This is a genomic window from Magnetospirillum sp. 15-1 (assembly GCF_900184795.1).
GTDB lineage: Bacteria > Pseudomonadota > Alphaproteobacteria > Rhodospirillales > Magnetospirillaceae > Phaeospirillum.
In genome coordinates, this window is record NZ_FXXN01000027.1 from 64,342 (window position 1) to 79,926 (window position 15,585).

15 protein-coding genes are annotated in these 15,585 nt (G+C 65.8%); 8 read left to right on the forward strand and 7 right to left on the reverse strand.

From position 1 onward, the window contains the following. Positions 1 to 11: 11 nt before the first annotated feature. From ppdK to CP958_RS18515, 5 genes are all read left to right on the forward strand, one after another. A complete protein-coding gene (gene ppdK / locus CP958_RS18495) occupies positions 12 to 2,696 on the forward strand; it encodes a pyruvate, phosphate dikinase (protein ID WP_096703688.1) in 2,685 nt (894 codons plus the stop codon). Positions 2,697 to 2,797: 101 nt separating this feature from the next. Beyond that, positions 2,798 to 3,208 (forward strand): response regulator, encoded by a 411-nt coding sequence (locus tag CP958_RS18500; RefSeq protein WP_096703689.1) that lies wholly within the window; start codon positions 2,798 to 2,800, stop codon positions 3,206 to 3,208. Positions 3,209 to 3,292: 84 nt separating this feature from the next. Beyond that, on the forward strand, positions 3,293 to 3,667 hold the full coding sequence (locus CP958_RS18505; RefSeq protein ID WP_096703690.1) for a hypothetical protein: 375 nt from the start codon (positions 3,293 to 3,295) through the stop codon (positions 3,665 to 3,667). A 13-nt stretch (positions 3,668 to 3,680) separates the two neighbouring features. After that, positions 3,681 to 4,187, forward strand: coding sequence for a sigma-70 family RNA polymerase sigma factor (locus CP958_RS18510; RefSeq protein ID WP_096703691.1), 507 nt, complete (start codon positions 3,681 to 3,683; stop codon positions 4,185 to 4,187). Continuing rightward, positions 4,184 to 4,954: an anti-sigma factor gene (locus CP958_RS18515; protein ID WP_096703692.1), complete on the forward strand. Its 771-nt coding sequence runs from the start codon at positions 4,184 to 4,186 to the stop codon at positions 4,952 to 4,954. The genes CP958_RS18510 and CP958_RS18515 overlap by 4 nt, the downstream gene beginning before the upstream one ends. Positions 4,955 to 4,967: 13 nt before the next feature. Here the strand turns inward: CP958_RS18515 and CP958_RS18520 are convergent, their stop codons facing one another. Next, on the reverse strand, positions 4,968 to 5,765 hold the full coding sequence (locus CP958_RS18520) for an RMD1 family protein (protein ID WP_096703693.1): 798 nt from the start codon (positions 5,763 to 5,765) through the stop codon (positions 4,968 to 4,970). Positions 5,766 to 5,951: 186 nt separating this feature from the next. Here CP958_RS18520 and CP958_RS18525 point away from each other — a divergent pair, with 186 nt between their 5' ends. From CP958_RS18525 to CP958_RS18535, 3 genes are all read left to right on the forward strand, one after another. Next, a complete protein-coding gene (locus tag CP958_RS18525) occupies positions 5,952 to 8,537 on the forward strand; it encodes a PAS domain S-box protein (protein ID WP_242442990.1) in 2,586 nt (861 codons plus the stop codon). A gap of 164 nt (positions 8,538 to 8,701) precedes the next feature. Further along, positions 8,702 to 9,163 carry a response regulator gene (locus tag CP958_RS18530; RefSeq protein ID WP_096703694.1) on the forward strand — a complete coding sequence of 154 codons (462 nt, stop codon included), beginning with the start codon at positions 8,702 to 8,704 and terminating at the stop codon, positions 9,161 to 9,163. A 58-nt stretch (positions 9,164 to 9,221) separates the two neighbouring features. Beyond that, positions 9,222 to 10,307, forward strand: coding sequence for a cobalt-precorrin-5B (C(1))-methyltransferase (locus CP958_RS18535; RefSeq protein WP_096703695.1), 1,086 nt, complete (start codon positions 9,222 to 9,224; stop codon positions 10,305 to 10,307). On the opposite strand, the gene CP958_RS18540 is transcribed toward CP958_RS18535, so the two are convergent. The 6 genes from CP958_RS18540 to CP958_RS18565 all read right to left on the reverse strand — a co-directional run bounded on the left by CP958_RS18540 (position 10,308) and on the right by CP958_RS18565 (position 15,584). Next, positions 10,308 to 11,057 (reverse strand): cobalt-precorrin-6A reductase, encoded by a 750-nt coding sequence (locus CP958_RS18540; protein WP_096703696.1) that lies wholly within the window; start codon positions 11,055 to 11,057, stop codon positions 10,308 to 10,310. Next, entirely contained in the window at positions 11,054 to 11,464 is a 411-nt protein-coding gene (locus tag CP958_RS18545) for a response regulator (RefSeq protein ID WP_096703697.1), read from the reverse strand. The genes CP958_RS18540 and CP958_RS18545 overlap by 4 nt, the downstream gene beginning before the upstream one ends. Before the next feature lie 88 nt (positions 11,465 to 11,552). Then, entirely contained in the window at positions 11,553 to 13,469 is a 1,917-nt protein-coding gene (locus tag CP958_RS18550) for a response regulator (RefSeq protein ID WP_096703698.1), read from the reverse strand. A 19-nt stretch (positions 13,470 to 13,488) separates the two neighbouring features. Continuing rightward, positions 13,489 to 13,863: a response regulator gene (locus CP958_RS18555; RefSeq protein ID WP_096703699.1), complete on the reverse strand. Its 375-nt coding sequence runs from the start codon at positions 13,861 to 13,863 to the stop codon at positions 13,489 to 13,491. Positions 13,864 to 13,873: 10 nt separating this feature from the next. Next, positions 13,874 to 14,395, reverse strand: coding sequence for a chemotaxis protein CheX (locus CP958_RS18560; protein WP_096703700.1), 522 nt, complete (start codon positions 14,393 to 14,395; stop codon positions 13,874 to 13,876). Between the two features lie 37 nt (positions 14,396 to 14,432). Beyond that, the gene (locus CP958_RS18565; protein ID WP_096703701.1) at positions 14,433 to 15,584 is read right to left on the reverse strand and encodes a HAMP domain-containing sensor histidine kinase; all 1,152 of its coding nucleotides are present in this window, start codon (positions 15,582 to 15,584) and stop codon (positions 14,433 to 14,435) included. Position 15,585: the final 1 nt, after the last annotated feature.

A 15,585-nucleotide genomic window follows, 5' to 3' on the forward strand; every position in this document is an offset into this window, starting at 1 on the left:
TGAGAACGGCCATGACGAAATGGGTCTACAGCTTCGGTGGCGGCAAGGCGGAAGGTCGGGCCGACATGAAGAACCTGCTGGGCGGCAAGGGTGCCAATCTGGCGGAGATGAGCAACCTGGGTATCCCGGTTCCTCCCGGCTTCACCATCAGCACCGAGGTCTGTACCTATTATTACGCCAATGGCGAGACGTATCCCGCGACCCTCAAGGACGAGGTGATCGCCGCCCTGTCCCAGGTGGAGGAGGATATCGGGCTGAAGTTCGGCTCCACCGCCGATCCGCTGCTGGTCTCGGTGCGCTCGGGCGCGCGGGCCTCCATGCCGGGCATGATGGACACCATCCTCAACCTCGGCCTCAACGACAAGTCGGTGGAAGGCCTGGCCCGGCGCTCGAACGACGCCCGCTTCGCCTATGACAGCTATCGCCGCTTCATCCAGATGTATTCCAACGTGGTTCTGGGCGTCGACCATCACAATTTCGAGGAAATCCTCGACGAGGTGAAGGAAGACAAGGGCGTCAGCCTCGATACCGAGCTGGATGCCGCCGACTTGAAGAAGGTGGTCGCCAAGTACAAGGACAAGGTCGCCGAACAACTGGGCAAGCCGTTCCCCCAGGACGTGCACGAGCAGCTGTGGGGCGCCGTGGGCGCCGTGTTCGGCTCGTGGATGAACCAGCGCGCCATCACCTATCGCCGTCTGCATGACATCCCCGCCGAGTGGGGCACCGCCGTCAATGTGCAGTCCATGGTGTTCGGCAACATGGGCAACGACTGCTCCACCGGTGTGTGCTTCACCCGCAATCCCTCCACCGGCGAGAACGCCTTCTACGGCGAGTTCCTGGTCAACGCCCAGGGCGAGGACGTGGTGGCGGGCATCCGCACCCCGCAGCAATTGACCATCGCCGGCAAGAACGCCCAGTCGTCCGAGCTGGCGGCCATGGAAGAGTGCATGCCCGAGGTGTTCAAGGAGTTGAACGCCATCCGCCACAAGCTGGAGGCGCACTACAAGGACATGCAGGACATGGAGTTCACGGTTCAGCAGAACCGCCTGTGGATGCTCCAGACCCGCACCGGCAAGCGCACCACCAACGCGGCACTGAAGATCGCCGTGGACATGGCGCGCGAAGGCCTGATCACCCGCAAGGACGCCATCAAGCGCATCGATCCCGCCTCGCTGGACCAGTTGCTGCACCCGACTCTCGACCCCAAGGCGCCGCGCAAGATTCTGGGCCGCGGCCTGCCGGCCTCGCCGGGCGCCGCCTCGGGCAAGGTGGTGTTCTCGGCCGAGGATGCCGAGGAATGGGTGAACAACCGCAAGGAGCGGGTGATCCTGGTGCGTATCGAGACGTCGCCCGAGGACATCGGCGGCATGCACGTCTCGGAAGGCATTCTCACCACCCGAGGCGGCATGACCAGCCACGCCGCCGTGGTGGCGCGCGGCATGGGCACGCCTTGCGTCGCCGGTGCCGGCGAGATCCGCGTCGACTACGCCGCCAAAACCCTCAAGGTCGCCGGTCAGGTGGTCAAGGAGGGTGAGACCATCACGCTCGACGGCTCCACCGGTGAAGTGTTCATCGGCGCCGTCGCCACCATCCAGCCGGAGCTGACCGGCGATTTCGGCACCCTGATGGAGTGGGTGGACACCATCCGCACGCTGAAGGTCCGCGCCAACGCCGAGACTCCGCTCGACGCCGCCACCGCGCGCAAGTTCGGGGCGGAAGGCATCGGCCTGTGCCGGACCGAGCATATGTTCTTCGATCCCAAGCGCATCATCGCCATGCGCGAGATGATTCTGGCCGAGGCCGAGAAGGGCCGCCGCGCCGCCCTGGCCAAGCTGCTGCCTTTCCAGCGCCAGGACTTCATCGAACTGTTCGAGATCATGCAGGGCCTGCCGGTGACCATCCGCCTGCTGGACCCGCCGCTGCACGAGTTCCTGCCCAATTCCGAGGCCGAGATCGCCGAGGTCGCCAAGGAAGCCGGGGTGGAGCCCGCCGTGGTCAAGGCCCGCAACATCGCGCTGCACGAGAACAATCCCATGCTCGGCCATCGCGGTTGCCGTCTGGGCATCACCTATCCGGAAATCTACGAGATGCAGGCCCGCGCCATCTTCGAGGCGGCCGTGCATGTCAGCCGTGAGACCGGCCGCACCGTGGTGCCCGAGATCATGATCCCCCTGGTGGGCGCCAAGAAGGAGCTGGACCTGATGAAGGCCAGCATCGACAAGGAAGCCGAGGCGGTGTTCGCCGAGCAGAAGTATTCGGTGAAGTACATGGTCGGCACCATGATCGAATTGCCGCGCGCCGCCCTGCTGGCCGGCGAGATCGCCCAGACCGGCGAGTTCTTCTCGTTCGGCACCAACGACCTTACCCAGACCACCTTCGGCATGAGCCGCGATGATTCCGGCCCGTTCCTCGAGGTCTACCGCGCCAAGGGCATCTACGAGCACGACCCCTTCGCCAGCCTGGATCAGGCCGGCGTCGGCGAACTGATCCGGATCGCCGCCGAGCGCGGCCGCGCCACCCGGCCCGGCCTCAAGCTCGGCATCTGCGGCGAGCATGGCGGCGATCCGGCCTCCATCCACTTCTGCCAGGGGGCGGGGCTGGATTACGTGTCCTGCTCGCCCTACCGCGTGCCGATCGCCCGCCTTGCCGCCGCCCAGGCCGCGCTGGGTGGGTCGTCGTCCTCCGGGACGGCCTGACCGAAGGAAAAGGGCCCTCCGGGGCCCTTTTTCAATTCCAGGGCTGGAAACCTCGGGGGTGGCATACTAAAGTAATTAGGGTTCCTTAGGAGATGCAGGTTATGAGCACGCCGGAAGATTCTGACTTCACCGCCTGGATGAACGGCAAGACGTTCATGGTGGTCGAGGACATGACCTCGGCCCGCATGCTGGAATCGAGCCTGCTGCGCGGTCTGGGAGCCAGGAAGGTGGTGCCGGCCACCGACGGCGCCGACGCTCTGGCCAAGCTGACGGCAGCCGAATCCGTACCCGACATCATCATCAGCGACTGGACCATGCCGGAGGTGGATGGTCTGGCCCTGCTGGAGGCGGCCAAGGCCAGGTTCCCCCAGGTCCAGTTCATCATGCTGACCGCCAGGACCGATCTGGACGACGTGCGGCTGGCCCGGACCAAGGGCGTCGACGGCTATATCGCCAAGCCTTTCACCCGCGAGACCCTGGTGGCGGCGCTGAAAAAGCTGAAGGCCGGCTGAAAATTTTCCGGGCGGTGGAATAAACCCCGCCCGCCATCCGTTCTCTCCTATGTGGCCCATGTGGAGCCAACCCTGGAGGGAACCATGAACATTCGCAGCCTCACGATCTTCGCCGCCGCGCTTCTCATCGGCTCGGCCGCCTACGCCGCTCCGGTCAAGCAGGGCCAGTCCTCGATGGGCCCCGTGCTCACCGACGAGAAGGGCATGACCCTCTACGTTTTCGACAAGGATACCCCCGGCATGTCGGCCTGCATCGAGGGCTGCGCCCAGTTGTGGCCGCCGCTGATGGCCGCGTCCGGCGCCATGGCCGAAGGCGACTATACGGTGATCAAGCGGGCCGACGGTTCCATGCAATGGGCTCACAAGGGCAAGCCGCTCTATCACTGGAGCAAGGACGCCAAGCCCGGCGACGTGACCGGCGAAGGCTTCAAGGATATTTGGCACGCGGCCAAGCCGTAGCCATCTATTCCATATGAGCAAGGTGGAGAGTCAGATCGAGGCGGAGATTCCCGGATTGCGGCGCTATGCCCGCGCCCTGTCCGGGGATGTCGCCCAGGCGGACGACCTGGTCCAGGACTGCCTGGAGCGGGCTCTGTCCCGGCTGGCCTTGTGGCGCCGCGACGGCAACCTGCGGGCCTGGCTCTTCACCATCCTGCGCAATGTATGGATCGACGAATTGCGGCGGCGCAAGGTCCGCCCGGAACAATACGGCATGGATGACGCGATGGAAGGTGCGGCGGCCGCTCCCAATCAGCATGACCGATTGGCGGTGCGCGATCTGGTCGCCGCCCTGGCCCTGCTGGTTCCCGAGCAGCGCGAGACGGTGCTGCTGGTCGGCCTGGAGGGCATGACCTATGCCGAGGTGGCCGGGGTGACCGGCGTGCCGGTGGGTACGGTGATGTCACGCCTGAAGCGTGGCCGCGACCGCCTCGCCGTGTTGATGCACGGCGGAGAATCCGCCATCCGGAGAGTGAAATGAGCGGCCCTTTGCATGACGACGACCTGCTGTCCTATGTGGATGGCGCCCTCGACCCCGCCAGGGTTGACGAGGTGGACGCGTGGCTGGCCGCCAATCCCCGCGATGCCGAACGGGTGCGGCAATGGCGCGAGCAGGTGGACGGTCTGCATCGCCTGTTCGATCCCGTGCTGGACGAAGCGGTGCCCGACCGCCTGAGCGTGGCGGCGGTGAAAGCCGGGAGGGGGCGGTCGCGGCTGGCGCCGCTGTTGCGGATCGCCGCCATGCTGCTGCTGGTCCTGGCCGGTGGGGCGGGTGGCTGGTGGCTGCGCGGCGGGGCGGGCGAGGGCAAGGCGGCCCCCGGTGCGGTGGTCGCCGCCGAGGCCCTGTCGGCTCATGTGGTCTTCGCCGCCGAAATCCGCCATCCCGTCGAGGTGGGGGCGGGCGAGCGCGCCCATCTGATCGCCTGGCTGTCCAAGCGCCTGGGGACGGATTTGAAGGTCCCCGATCTCTCGGCGGCCGGCTTCTCCCTGGTGGGTGGGCGGCTGCTGCCCGCCGCGTCGGGGCCGGCGGCCCAGTTCATGTACGAGAACGGTGACGGTCGCCGGGTGACGCTGTACCTGCGGCGCAACACCGACGGCACGGAGACCGCCTTTCGTTTCGCCGCCCTGGGGCGGGTGGAGGCCTTTTACTGGCTCGACGGGCCGCTGGGCTATGCCCTGGCCGGCGACGTGGACCGCGAGCGCCTGATGGAAATGGCCAAGGCCGTGTATCACCAGTTGGAAAGCTGAGGGAGTGGTTCGCCTATCCCCGCGCCATCTCGTAGATGGAAATCATGATCTCGAAGAGGATCAGGCCGACGATGTACCACTCCACCTTCATGGAGGAGCGGGTCTGAATCAGGTCGAGCAGGGTCTCGGCGGTATCCGAGATCACCTCCAGCTTGCGGTCCAGCGCCCGGTTGCGGCCCGACAGGTCGTATTCGCGCTCCAGCCGGATGAACAGGCGTTCCAGTTCCGGCTTGATCCACAGGACCTCGGGGCTTTCCAGCAATTCGACGCGGCCGACCATGCGATGCTCGGCCAGCAGCACTTCACCGATCTGGGACAGCAATTCCTTGGTCTTCAGCTTGCGCAGCGAGCCCCGGCTCAGCGACAGGGCCAGCGGCTCGACGCTGTCGAACACCTTGGCGATGCGGGTCTCGTAATGGGTCAGGATCAGGTCGCGGGCCAGCACCTCGGCGATCAGTTGCAGGTGCTGGGGGCTGGCATCGGCCAGGAATACCGTCCCCGACTGGTCCACCCGGTCCTCGCAGCCCGGTTCGATCTGCACCACGGCGGCGTCGCGGCCCTGGACGGGCAGCGGGTCGGCCACCAGCTTGCCCAGCGAGGCGAGGAACACCGCCTCCTCCATGGGGTCCAGACCGAACAGCACCGCCACGCCGTAGCGGAACAGTACGGCAAAGCCTTCGCGGCCGGCGCGGATGATCAAAGGCGCGGTGGCCAGCACCACCCCTTCCTCCAGGCGTTTGGTATCGAGCCGTTCGCCCAGCAACAGGACCTGAACCGAAAGGCGATGGGAGACGATGGCCGTTTGGATCATGGGGCGAACTCTGGGGTTGAATGAGGCATTCTATCATTTTTCGCCTGTGGTGCGGTGGTGGATACGCGATGTCACCGATTTTTCATGCGCGCAGGCCGCCATGAGTGCTTTTCCATGTGGAACAGTTCTTGAGAAGGATTGGGAATTGGCCTTACCCTAGAGCCGGGATATCGGGCGGGGGACACGGTGGATTTCAGGTCGCTGCGCGTCAGGATTCTTATCCTTTTTCTTCTGTCTTTCGTCGGGGTCGGCGGAGTGGTGGCGCTGGGGCTTGCCGGTTCGCTGCAGCGCGACGTGGAAAGCCTGCTGGCCCGGCAGCAATTCGCCTTCGTCAGCGGATTGGCCGAGGAACTGGACCAGAAGATCAAGCTGCAGATCGCCGCCATGGAGCGGGTCGCCCCGTTGATTCCCCCGATCGGCCTGGATGACCAGAAGGCATTGACGGCCTTTCTTGAGAATCGTTTCGGAATCAAAGGCTTCTTCGAGGGCGGGCTGATCATCGTCGGCGTTGACGGCACGGTTCGCGCCGAAGCGCCCGCCCTGGGGCGGTTGGGCCGGGACCTGGCGAAGCTCAAGGGGGTGGACTCGGTGTTGGAGACCGGCCGGTCCCTGGTCGGCGAGCCCTATTTCGATCCGGCTCTTAACCAGCCCGCGGTGGCGGTGGCGGTGCCGATCCGGGACGGCGGGCGGGTTCTGGGGGCATTGGTGGGAACCGCCACCCTTACCCAAAGCAATTTCCTCGGCCGTCTGGTGGAGCAGAAGGTGGGTGAGACCGGCGGCCTCTACATGGTGTCGCCAAAATCCGGCCTCATCGTCGTCTCCACCAACAAGGAGCGTATTTTCACGCCGCTCCCCCGGCGGGGGGCCAATCGCATGCTCGACCGCTACCTGGATGGTGAAGAAGGATCGGGCGTGACCGTCAGCTCGGTGGGGATCAAGGAACTGACCTCGGCCCGGCGCATCAGTTCCACGGGTTGGGTGCTGGTGGCGCGGCTGCCCGCCGCCGAGGCGTTCGAGCCTATTTCCGGCATCAAGACCCGGCTGGTCGTCGCCCTGGCGGGGCTGGGGCTGGTGTCGCTGGGGCTGCTGTGGCTGGTGCTGCGCGCCGCCCTGTCACCCCTGCACCGGGCCACCGGACGCATCCAGGCCATGGTCGACGGCACCAGCCCGCTCGAGGCCCTGGAGGTTTCGCGGGTCGACGAGGTGGGGCGGATGATCGGCGCCTTCAACGCGCTGCAGGCCAAGGTCGCCACCGCCGACGTGGCCTTGCGGGACCGTGAGGCCCTTTATCATGCGTTGTTCCGTGGCTGCAAGGCGGTGGAACTGCTGGTCGATGCCGCCGACGGGCGGATCGTCGACGCAAACCATGCCGCCGAGGTTTACTACGGCTGGACCCACGAGCAACTGCTTTCCATGCGCATCTGGGAGATCAACATCCTGGACAAGGCGGCCATCGCCGAGGAGATGCGCAAGGCCAAGTCCGAGGAGCGGGATCATTTCGATTTCCGCCACCGCCTCGCCTCGGGCGAAATCCGCGATGTCGAGGTGTGGTCCGGTCCGGTCCGGGTCACCGGCCGGCAATTGCTCTATTCCCTCGTCCACGACGTGACGGCCCGGCGGCAGGCCGAGCGTGAGGTTCGCTCGTTGCTGGCCTTCCGTCGGGCGGTTCTGGACGGGGCGGGCTCCACCATCATCGCCACCTCCATCGACGGTACGATCCTGCTGTTCAATCCCACCGCCGAGCGCTGGCTGGGCTATGGCGCCGACGAGATCATCGGCCGCGTAACCCCGGCAATCTTGCACGATCCTGGCGAGGTGGCGCGCCGCGCCACCCAATTGAGCGAGGAACTGGGGCGGCCGGTGGAAGCCGGATTCGAATGCTTCGTCGCCAAGGTCCTGGCTTCGGGCAAGCCCGACAGCGGCGAATGGACCTATGTCCGCAAGGATGGCGGGCGGTTTCGGGTGTTGCTCACCATCACCGCGCTGTATGACGACGACGGCGAGCTCAGCGGCTTTCTCGGCATCGCCCAGGATATTGCCGCCCGCCTGTCGGTGGAAAAGGAGCTGAAGCGTTCCAATGCCGAACTGGAGCACTTCGCCTATGTGGCGTCCCACGACCTGCGTCAGCCGCTGCGCATGGTCAGTTCCTACATTACCCTGCTGCAGCGCCGCCTGGGCGATCTCCTCGACGAGGATTGCCAGGAGTTCATCGGCTTTGCGGTGGACGGCGCCAAGCGCATGGACCACATGATCACCGACTTGCTGGAATATTCCCGTATCGGGCGCAGCGGCACCGCTCCCGAGACGGTCAGCCTGGACGAGGTGGTGCGGCTGTCCCTGGGCAATTTGGGGGCGCTGATCCAGGAGCACGGCGCCACGGTCACCATCGCCGATGGGCTGCCCGAGGTTCAGGGCAACGCTGTCGAGCTGGAGCGGCTGTTCCAGAATCTGATTTCCAACGCGGTGAAGTTCCAGGCCAAGGGGCGACCGCCCCATGTGGAGGTGGAGTGCGGCGCCACGCCCGATGAGTGGATCATCTCCATCCGTGACAACGGCATCGGCATCGACGAGGCCGGGCAGGCGCGGCTGTTCCAGATTTTCCAACGGCTGGTGGGCCAGGACGAATATCCGGGAACCGGCATTGGTCTGGCGTCGTGCCGCAAGATCGCCGAGCATCACGGAGGGCGGATCTGGGTGGAATCCTTGCCCGGTCAAGGCTCGATTTTCCGGGTGGCCCTGCCTATTTCGGGCGGGGCCGGGGGGATGGTCTGATCCTTTAGGCCTTTCGTACAGACGATGTTTGCGTGTTGTTTGTCCTGTTCAAGGCATGGTTGCATTCGGTCGGCGTAGAGGATAGGGTTGTTCCTGGGCGTCGCATTGGGTGAGGGCGGCGTTTTTTGTGTTTGTGTGGGGTTATCAAAGGGTGGGGCTGGCAGATGCAGCAGAATCAGGTGGCGCCTTTCGAGGTGCTGATCGTCGATGACGAACCGGGCGATGTGGAACTGATCCGCTCGGCGATCCATGACGGCCGTTTCATTTGTCGTACCCATGTGGCCGCCGACGGCGTGGAGGCCATGGCCTTCATGCGCAAGGAGGGGCCGACCTACCAGGATGCCGTGACCCCCGATCTGGTGCTGCTCGACCTCAACATGCCCCGGATGACCGGGCGCGAGGTTCTGGCCGCCATGCAATCCACCGATCATCTGGCGCGCATTCCCGTGGTGGTGCTGACCACCTCGGATGTGGAGCGCGATGTGCTGCAGGCCTATGACCTGGGCGCCTCGGGCTTCGTGACCAAGCCGGTGGACATCGAACAGCTGTTCAACGCCATCCACGGCATCCAGGACTATTGGTTCGGCGTGGTGCGCAAGCCGGCCGGCCTGGCCGGCAACGTCTGATCTCTTTCCCTTCGATTTCGTGCTATGACCTGCCAAGCATGTTTGGCGGCGAAGAGTCATGACCGAGGACGGCAAGGAACGAGCCCTGCGACCGGGCTGGACCACCGGAGCCTGCGCGGCGGCGGCGGCCAAGGCCGCCTGCTCTGCTCTGCTGGGGGACGGCTTTCCCGACCCGGTCGATATCGTTCTGCCCGGCGGCCAGATTCCGGCCTTTGCCCTGGCCCTGACCGAGAGCGGTCCCGGCTGGACGCGGGCCGGGATCATCAAGGATGCCGGTGACGATCCCGACGTCACCCACGGAGCGACCATCATCGTCACCCTGCGCCATGCCCCCGCCGGGGCGGGGCTGGTGTTCAGGGCGGGACCGGGCGTGGGAACAGTCACCAAGCCGGGCCTGCCCCTGGGGGTCGGCGAGCCGGCCATCAATCCGGTTCCCCGCCGCCTGATCGGCGAGGCGGTCGCCGCCATCGCCGCCCGCCACGGCGTGCCCTGCGACCTGGAGGTCGAGGTCTCGGTACCGGGAGGCGAGGATCTGGCCGTCCGCACCTGGAACCCCCGTCTCGGTATTCTGGGCGGTATCTCCATCCTGGGAACCACCGGGATCGTCATTCCCTATTCCTGCTCCGCCTGGATTCACTCCATCCAGCGCGGCATCGACGTGGCGCGAGCCTGCGGCCTGACCCATGTGGCCGGCTGTGTCGGCTCCACCTCGGAGAAGGCGGTGCGCCGGGTGCGCCGCCTGGGTGAGGAGGCCATCATCGACATGGGCGATTTTGCCGGCGGCATGCTGAAATACCTGCGCCGCCATCCCGTGCCCCGTGTCACCGTCGCCGGTGGTTTCGCCAAGATGTGCAAGCTGGCGGCGGGCCAGATGGACCTGCATTCCAGCCGCTCGCAGGTGGATATGGCCTGGCTGGCCGGTCAGTTGGAGCAACTGGGCGGGGATGGCCGGCTGGTGGCCGCCGCCGCCGCCGCCAACACCGCCCTGGAGGTGCTGGAGATGGCCGGAACGCTGAAACTGGGCGAAGCGGTCGCCCGTCAGGCCGAGGCGGTGGCACGGGCGGTGCTCGACAATGCCGAGATTACCCTGGACGTGCTGGTGGTGGATCGCCAGGGCCGGGTGATTGGCGATACCACCGCCTGACTACGAGAGAACCGAGCGAACCCAGATGGCGGCCTCTTCCGCCGAACCGACACATGGTCCTTCGGGACGAGGCGGGCGGCGGCGCATGATCACCGGCAGGCCCAGTTCGGCCGCCGCGCTCAGCTTGGCGCGGGCGGCGGTTCCGCCGCTGTTGCGGCAGACGATGGTGTCGATGGCGTGCTCTTGCAGCAGAGCCCGTTCGCCGGCCAGGGTGAAGGGACCGCGGTCGGCGATCAGGGTGAAGCGGGCGGGCGGTGGAAGCGGCGGCGTTTCCTCGGCGAAGCGCAGCAGGAACCATAATTGGTCCAGCCCGGCGAAGGCGGCAAGTTCCTGGCGGCCCACCGCCAGGAAGGCTCGTTTTGACGTCCGGCGCAGATGGATGATGGCTTCGTCCCAGCTTTCCACCTCGGCCCAGCGGTCTTCCGGCCCGGCCACCCAGGCCGGGCGATCGAGGCGCAGAAGCGGCAGGCCCAGGGCCGTGCAGGCCCGGGCGGCATTCCAGCCCATGCGGCTGGCGAAGGGATGGGTGGCGTCCACCACCGCGCCGACGGCCTCGCCGCGCAGGTAATCCATCAAGCCATCGCGGCCGCCGAAGCCGCCGATACGGCTTTCGCCGGGCGGCAGGCGGGGGGTGGCGGTCCGTCCCGCCAGGGAGGAGATCACCCGCGGTCCTCCGCCCTCCTCGGCCAGGAGCCGGGCCAGGGCGGCGGCCTCGGCCGTGCCGCCCAGGATCAGGAGAGTGCCGGTCATCCCCCGTCGGCCAGGGGATCGCTGCGCTGCGGGCGGGGCGGAATGGCGATGCCGATTGCGGCCAGTTTGGTTGCCAGGATTTCCTCGTCGAAGGGCTTCATGATGTACTCGTCGGCCCCTTCGGCCAGGGCGTTGGTGATGTGCTCCATGTCGCTTTCGATGGTGCACAGCACCACCTTGGGGGCCTTTCCCCCCGCCATGGCGCGCAGGTTCTTGAGGAAGGTGAAGCCGTCCATCACCGGCATGTTCCAGTCCACCAGGATCAGGTCGGGCATCTCGGCGGTACAGGCATGCAGCGCCGCCTCGCCATTCTCCGCCTCGCCGACCCTCAGGCCCAGCCGGGTGAGCATGCGGCTGTGGATGGTGCGGATCAGCTTGGAATCGTCGATCACCAGGCAATAGCTCATGGCGGGGCTGTTTCGGGCAAAAGGAAGGGCTCGGGCAAAAGGATGGGCTGGAAAATATACGGGAATGATGCCGGAGAGCGAAGCCCGATTACAGGCCGAACTGCCGGGCGAGGTCGGCCCTGGTATCGTCCCAGTCGCGGCGCAGCCGGTGAATCAACTGTTCCATCTGGTCCGTGTCGCCGTCCTGCATGGCCTTGCCGATGGAGACCGCCAGATTTTCCAGCCACGGCGTGCCGGAATAGGCGGCCAGCCCCTTCAACTCGTGGATGGCCGCTCCGACGATCCTGAGGTCGCCGCCGGCTCCTTCCAGCCGGCCGCAGATGTCCTCGCCGCTGTCCATGAAGGTACGGGCCAGGATGGCGGCGTTTTCGTTCCCCAACTGCTCGGCCATACGGGTGAGGGAATGGCCGCCCCGCTCCCCGTCCTCGCCGGGAAGGGCCTGACGGATCAGCACTTCGGCGATGGTGGCGCGCAACAGTCGCGGGTCGATGGGCTTGGCCACATGCCCGTCCATGCCGGCCGCCCGGCAACGGGCGATGTCGTCGGCCATGGCGTTGGCGGTCAGCGCGATGATGGGAATGCCGGCCACCGGGCCGGGCATGGCGCGGATGCGCCGGGCCGCTTCCGGGCCGTCCATCTCGGGCATCTGCATGTCCATGAGGACCAGATCGAAATTCTCACCCTGCAGTTTATCCAGCGCTTCCTGGCCGTTGCAGGCCACGACGACCCGGTGGCCCTCGCGGTTGAGCAGGCCGGCGGCGACCTTCTGGTTGAAGACGTTGTCCTCGGCCAGCAGGATCGACAGGGCGGGCAGGGCGGGGGCGTCGGCGCGCGGCGGTTCGGCGGCGGGTGCCGCCGCCGCCGGGTAGTTCAGGCGGAACCAGAAGCGGCTGCCCAGGCCCCTGGTGCTGTCCACGCCGATCTCGCCGCCCTGGGCGGCCACCAGCTTCTTGCAGATGGCCAATCCCAGGCCCGAACCGCCGAAGCGGCGGCTGATGGAGGCGTCAGCCTGATGAAAAGGCTGGAACAGGCTTTCGGCCTGGGCTGAATCCAGACCGATGCCGGTATCGATCACCGAGAACTCATAGCCGTCACCCTCGGCGGCGCGGGACAGGCGCAGGACGATGCCGCCCTGGGTGGTGAATTTGACGGCGTTGCCGATCAGGTTGATCAGCACCTGCCGCAGGCGCGAGCCGTCGCCGCTGACCCAGCCTGGCAGGGGCGTGGGGGCGTCGAGCGCCAGGGTCAGTCCCTTTTCCGACGCCCGGCCGCGCAGCAGCGACACCACGCCTTCCACGGTATTGCCCAGGTGGAAGGGGGTGTTCTCGAACTGCACGCCGTCGGCTTCCAGGCGCGAGAAGTCGAGGATATCGTTGATGATGCCCAGCAGGGCGGCGCCGGAATCGTGCACCACCGCCAGCTTCTCGCGGTCCTCGGCGGCCAGGGGGCGGTCCATCAGCAGGTGGACCATGCCCAGAATGCTGTTCATGGGGGTGCGGATCTCGTGGCTCATCACCGCCAGGAATTCCGACTTGGCGCGCTCGGCGTCGCGGGCCTGGGTGACCGCCTTTTCCAGGTCGCGGTGCTTCAGCGCCAGTTCGGCGTGGGCCTCGGCCAAGGCGTTCTGGAAGCCCTTCAGCGCGCTGATGTCGACGGCGATGGAGTACTTGGCCCGCCGTCCGTCGAACCAGGTGAGCATGGTTTCGCGCAACTGGTACCAGCGGTCGTCGCGATCGTTGAAATGCTCGAATTCCAGCGAGGTCTCGACGCTCTGGGCCATCATCTCCGGCATCCGGCAGAAGCGGCAGGGCTGGGTCTGCTGGTAGATGGCCTCATAGCATTTGCGCCCCTGCACCACGCCGACCTTCTGGCGCATGGCGCGGTTGGTGCAGATGATGTCGTGGGTGACCGAATCGGCCACATAGACCGGGAACGGGATGACGTCGAAGATCACTTCCCAGTAGCCGGGATCGCCGGGATTCAGGCCTGGAAAGGGAGAGGTCATGCCGATGGGTGTCCAGGGTTCAGGTTGTGCGGGCCATGACCTTGTCGATCATGTCGGCGAGCTTTTCCGTACGGACGGGCTTCAGTACGTAGCCCCTGGCTCCGGCGTCCAGCGAATCGATGACCATCCGCTCCTGCCCGTGGGAGGTGACCATGACGATGCGGGCGGCGGGGAACTCTCCGATGATCCTGGCGGTGGCCTCGACCCCGTTCATGTCGGGCATGGTGATGTCCATGGTGACCAGATCGGGATTGCAGGCGCGATAGGCGTCCACCGCCTTGGCTCCGGTTCCCGCCGTGCCCACCACCTGATGGCCCATCCCTTCCAACATCAGGGTCAGCTTCTTAACCGCAATAAGTGAATCGTCGACGATGAGGACTTTAAGCGCTGACATCAGGTCTGCCTTAGGATTGGTAGTTCAGGTGGTCATCAAACAGGTCGCGCGGACCGACGAAACTTACGCTGACGATACCTCTTTCGGTACGTATCCGCATATTGGCGAATACTGCGTTTTTTGGGCGATGAATGCAACGCGCATCCTCGATGATCACCGGCGGCGAGAGCGCGATACTCTCCTCGATGTTCTGGAAATCCGTCGTGCACAGCCCAAGAATTGTGTTGACGATTTCCGCCGCGGTTTCTCTGCGGTACAGGTCTTCCTCGCCGGGCGGCACCTCGATATCGGCGGTGACGCGGGTGAACAGGGCCTCCATCAGCGATTTCTCGAAGCTGAAGGCGATCAGCAGGCTGATGGGGCCGCCCAGTCCGGCGATGACCGTCATGTCGTGAAGATGAAGCCTGGTGACGTCGCAGTCGAAGGTCTCGGCGCCATCGACCGCGATCACCGCCTCGGCCGCCAGCACCTCCCTGGTCTGGCCCAGAATGGAGGCCATGACCCGGGGAATGATGGTTTTATTGAAGGTCATTCCTTGTCGATCCTTGACTGTAAACGGGACGCAACAATCAGCCCGCCCGCGCGGAATCCACCGGCAGGGCGATGACGAATTCCGATCCGCCGGGGGAGCCCGGACGGACCTGGACATGGCCGCCATGGCTTTCGACGATCTGCTTGACGATGTAAAGGCCGAGACCGGCTCCCCTTGTGCCGGTGGCCGAGGGCGAGCGGTAGAATTTCTCGAACACCCGGTCCGCTTCGTCGGCGGGAATGCCCGGTCCGTGATCGGTGACGGTGATCCGGGCCTCGGACGGGCCGGAATCGAGGGAGATCCGGACCGGGCCGCTGTTGGCCGGCGAGTATTTCAGGGCGTTGTCGACCAGATTGGAGACGGCGACGCGCAACATGGCGGGATCGGCGGTGATGGTCATCCTGGCGCCGATGGTCAGGCGCAGGCGCTCCGGTCCGCCCAGCTCGGCTTTTTCGCGGCAGATGTCTTCGACCAGCGCCGCCAGATCCATGGGCCGCACCTGCAGCGCCGCCACCGCCGAGGTCAGGCGGTCGTCGGCCAGGCAGACGTCGATCAGGTCGGACATGCGATGGACGGCCCGGCCGATCTTGGCGACTTCCTCCCCGGGTTCGGGCTGGCCGGCGGTATAGAGCTCCAGCACCTGGGCGGCTCCGCCGATGATGGACAGCGGCATGCGGAACTCATGCGATACCATGGCCAGGAAGTTGCGCTGGTTGAGGGTGACTTCCTGCTCGGAAAGCAGGGCGCCGTTCAGGCGGCGGTTCTTCAGCGCCAGTTCGGCATGGGCCTCGGCCAGGGCGTTCTGCACTTCCTTCAGTGCGCTGATGTCCACGGCGATGGAGTATTTGGCGCGGCGGCCGTCGAACCAGGCGACCATGGTCTCGCGCAGTTGGTACCAGTGGTCGTCCTGGTCATTGAAAAGCTCGAATTCCAGGTAATTGGCGGTACAGGCCGCCCCGCTCTCCAACTCCTGCATGCGACAGAAGGTGCAGGGCTCGGGCTGCTGGTAGATGGCGGAATAACATTTGTCGCCGGGTCTGACGGTTACCCGCTGCATCATGGCGCGGTTGGCGCAGATGATGTCGAAGGTCTTGCTGTCGGCCACGTAGACCGGGAAGGGAATGACGTCGAAAATGACTTCCCAGTAGCCGGGGTCGTTTGGATTGCCGCCGGGAAACGCTGTCGTCATC

Excerpts from the sequence above, each read along its gene's own strand:
- CP958_RS18535 (WP_096703695.1), top strand. The coding sequence starts at position 9,222 with ATGACCGAGGACGGCAAGGAACGAGCCCTGCGACCGGGCTGGACCACC.
- CP958_RS18550 (WP_096703698.1), bottom strand. The coding sequence starts at position 13,469 with ATGACCTCTCCCTTTCCAGGCCTGAATCCCGGCGATCCCGGCTACTGG.
- CP958_RS18540 (WP_096703696.1), bottom strand. The coding sequence starts at position 11,057 with ATGACCGGCACTCTCCTGATCCTGGGCGGCACGGCCGAGGCCGCCGCC.
- CP958_RS18530 (WP_096703694.1), top strand. The coding sequence starts at position 8,702 with ATGCAGCAGAATCAGGTGGCGCCTTTCGAGGTGCTGATCGTCGATGAC.
- CP958_RS18555 (WP_096703699.1), bottom strand. The coding sequence starts at position 13,863 with ATGTCAGCGCTTAAAGTCCTCATCGTCGACGATTCACTTATTGCGGTT.
- CP958_RS18520 (WP_096703693.1), bottom strand. The coding sequence starts at position 5,765 with ATGATCCAAACGGCCATCGTCTCCCATCGCCTTTCGGTTCAGGTCCTG.
- CP958_RS18505 (WP_096703690.1), top strand. The coding sequence starts at position 3,293 with ATGAACATTCGCAGCCTCACGATCTTCGCCGCCGCGCTTCTCATCGGC.
- CP958_RS18510 (WP_096703691.1), top strand. The coding sequence starts at position 3,681 with ATGAGCAAGGTGGAGAGTCAGATCGAGGCGGAGATTCCCGGATTGCGG.
- CP958_RS18500 (WP_096703689.1), top strand. The coding sequence starts at position 2,798 with ATGAGCACGCCGGAAGATTCTGACTTCACCGCCTGGATGAACGGCAAG.
- CP958_RS18545 (WP_096703697.1), bottom strand. The coding sequence starts at position 11,464 with ATGAGCTATTGCCTGGTGATCGACGATTCCAAGCTGATCCGCACCATC.
- CP958_RS18515 (WP_096703692.1), top strand. The coding sequence starts at position 4,184 with ATGAGCGGCCCTTTGCATGACGACGACCTGCTGTCCTATGTGGATGGC.
- CP958_RS18560 (WP_096703700.1), bottom strand. The coding sequence starts at position 14,395 with ATGACCTTCAATAAAACCATCATTCCCCGGGTCATGGCCTCCATTCTG.
- CP958_RS18565 (WP_096703701.1), bottom strand. The coding sequence starts at position 15,584 with ATGACGACAGCGTTTCCCGGCGGCAATCCAAACGACCCCGGCTACTGG.
- ppdK (WP_096703688.1), top strand. The coding sequence starts at position 12 with ATGACGAAATGGGTCTACAGCTTCGGTGGCGGCAAGGCGGAAGGTCGG.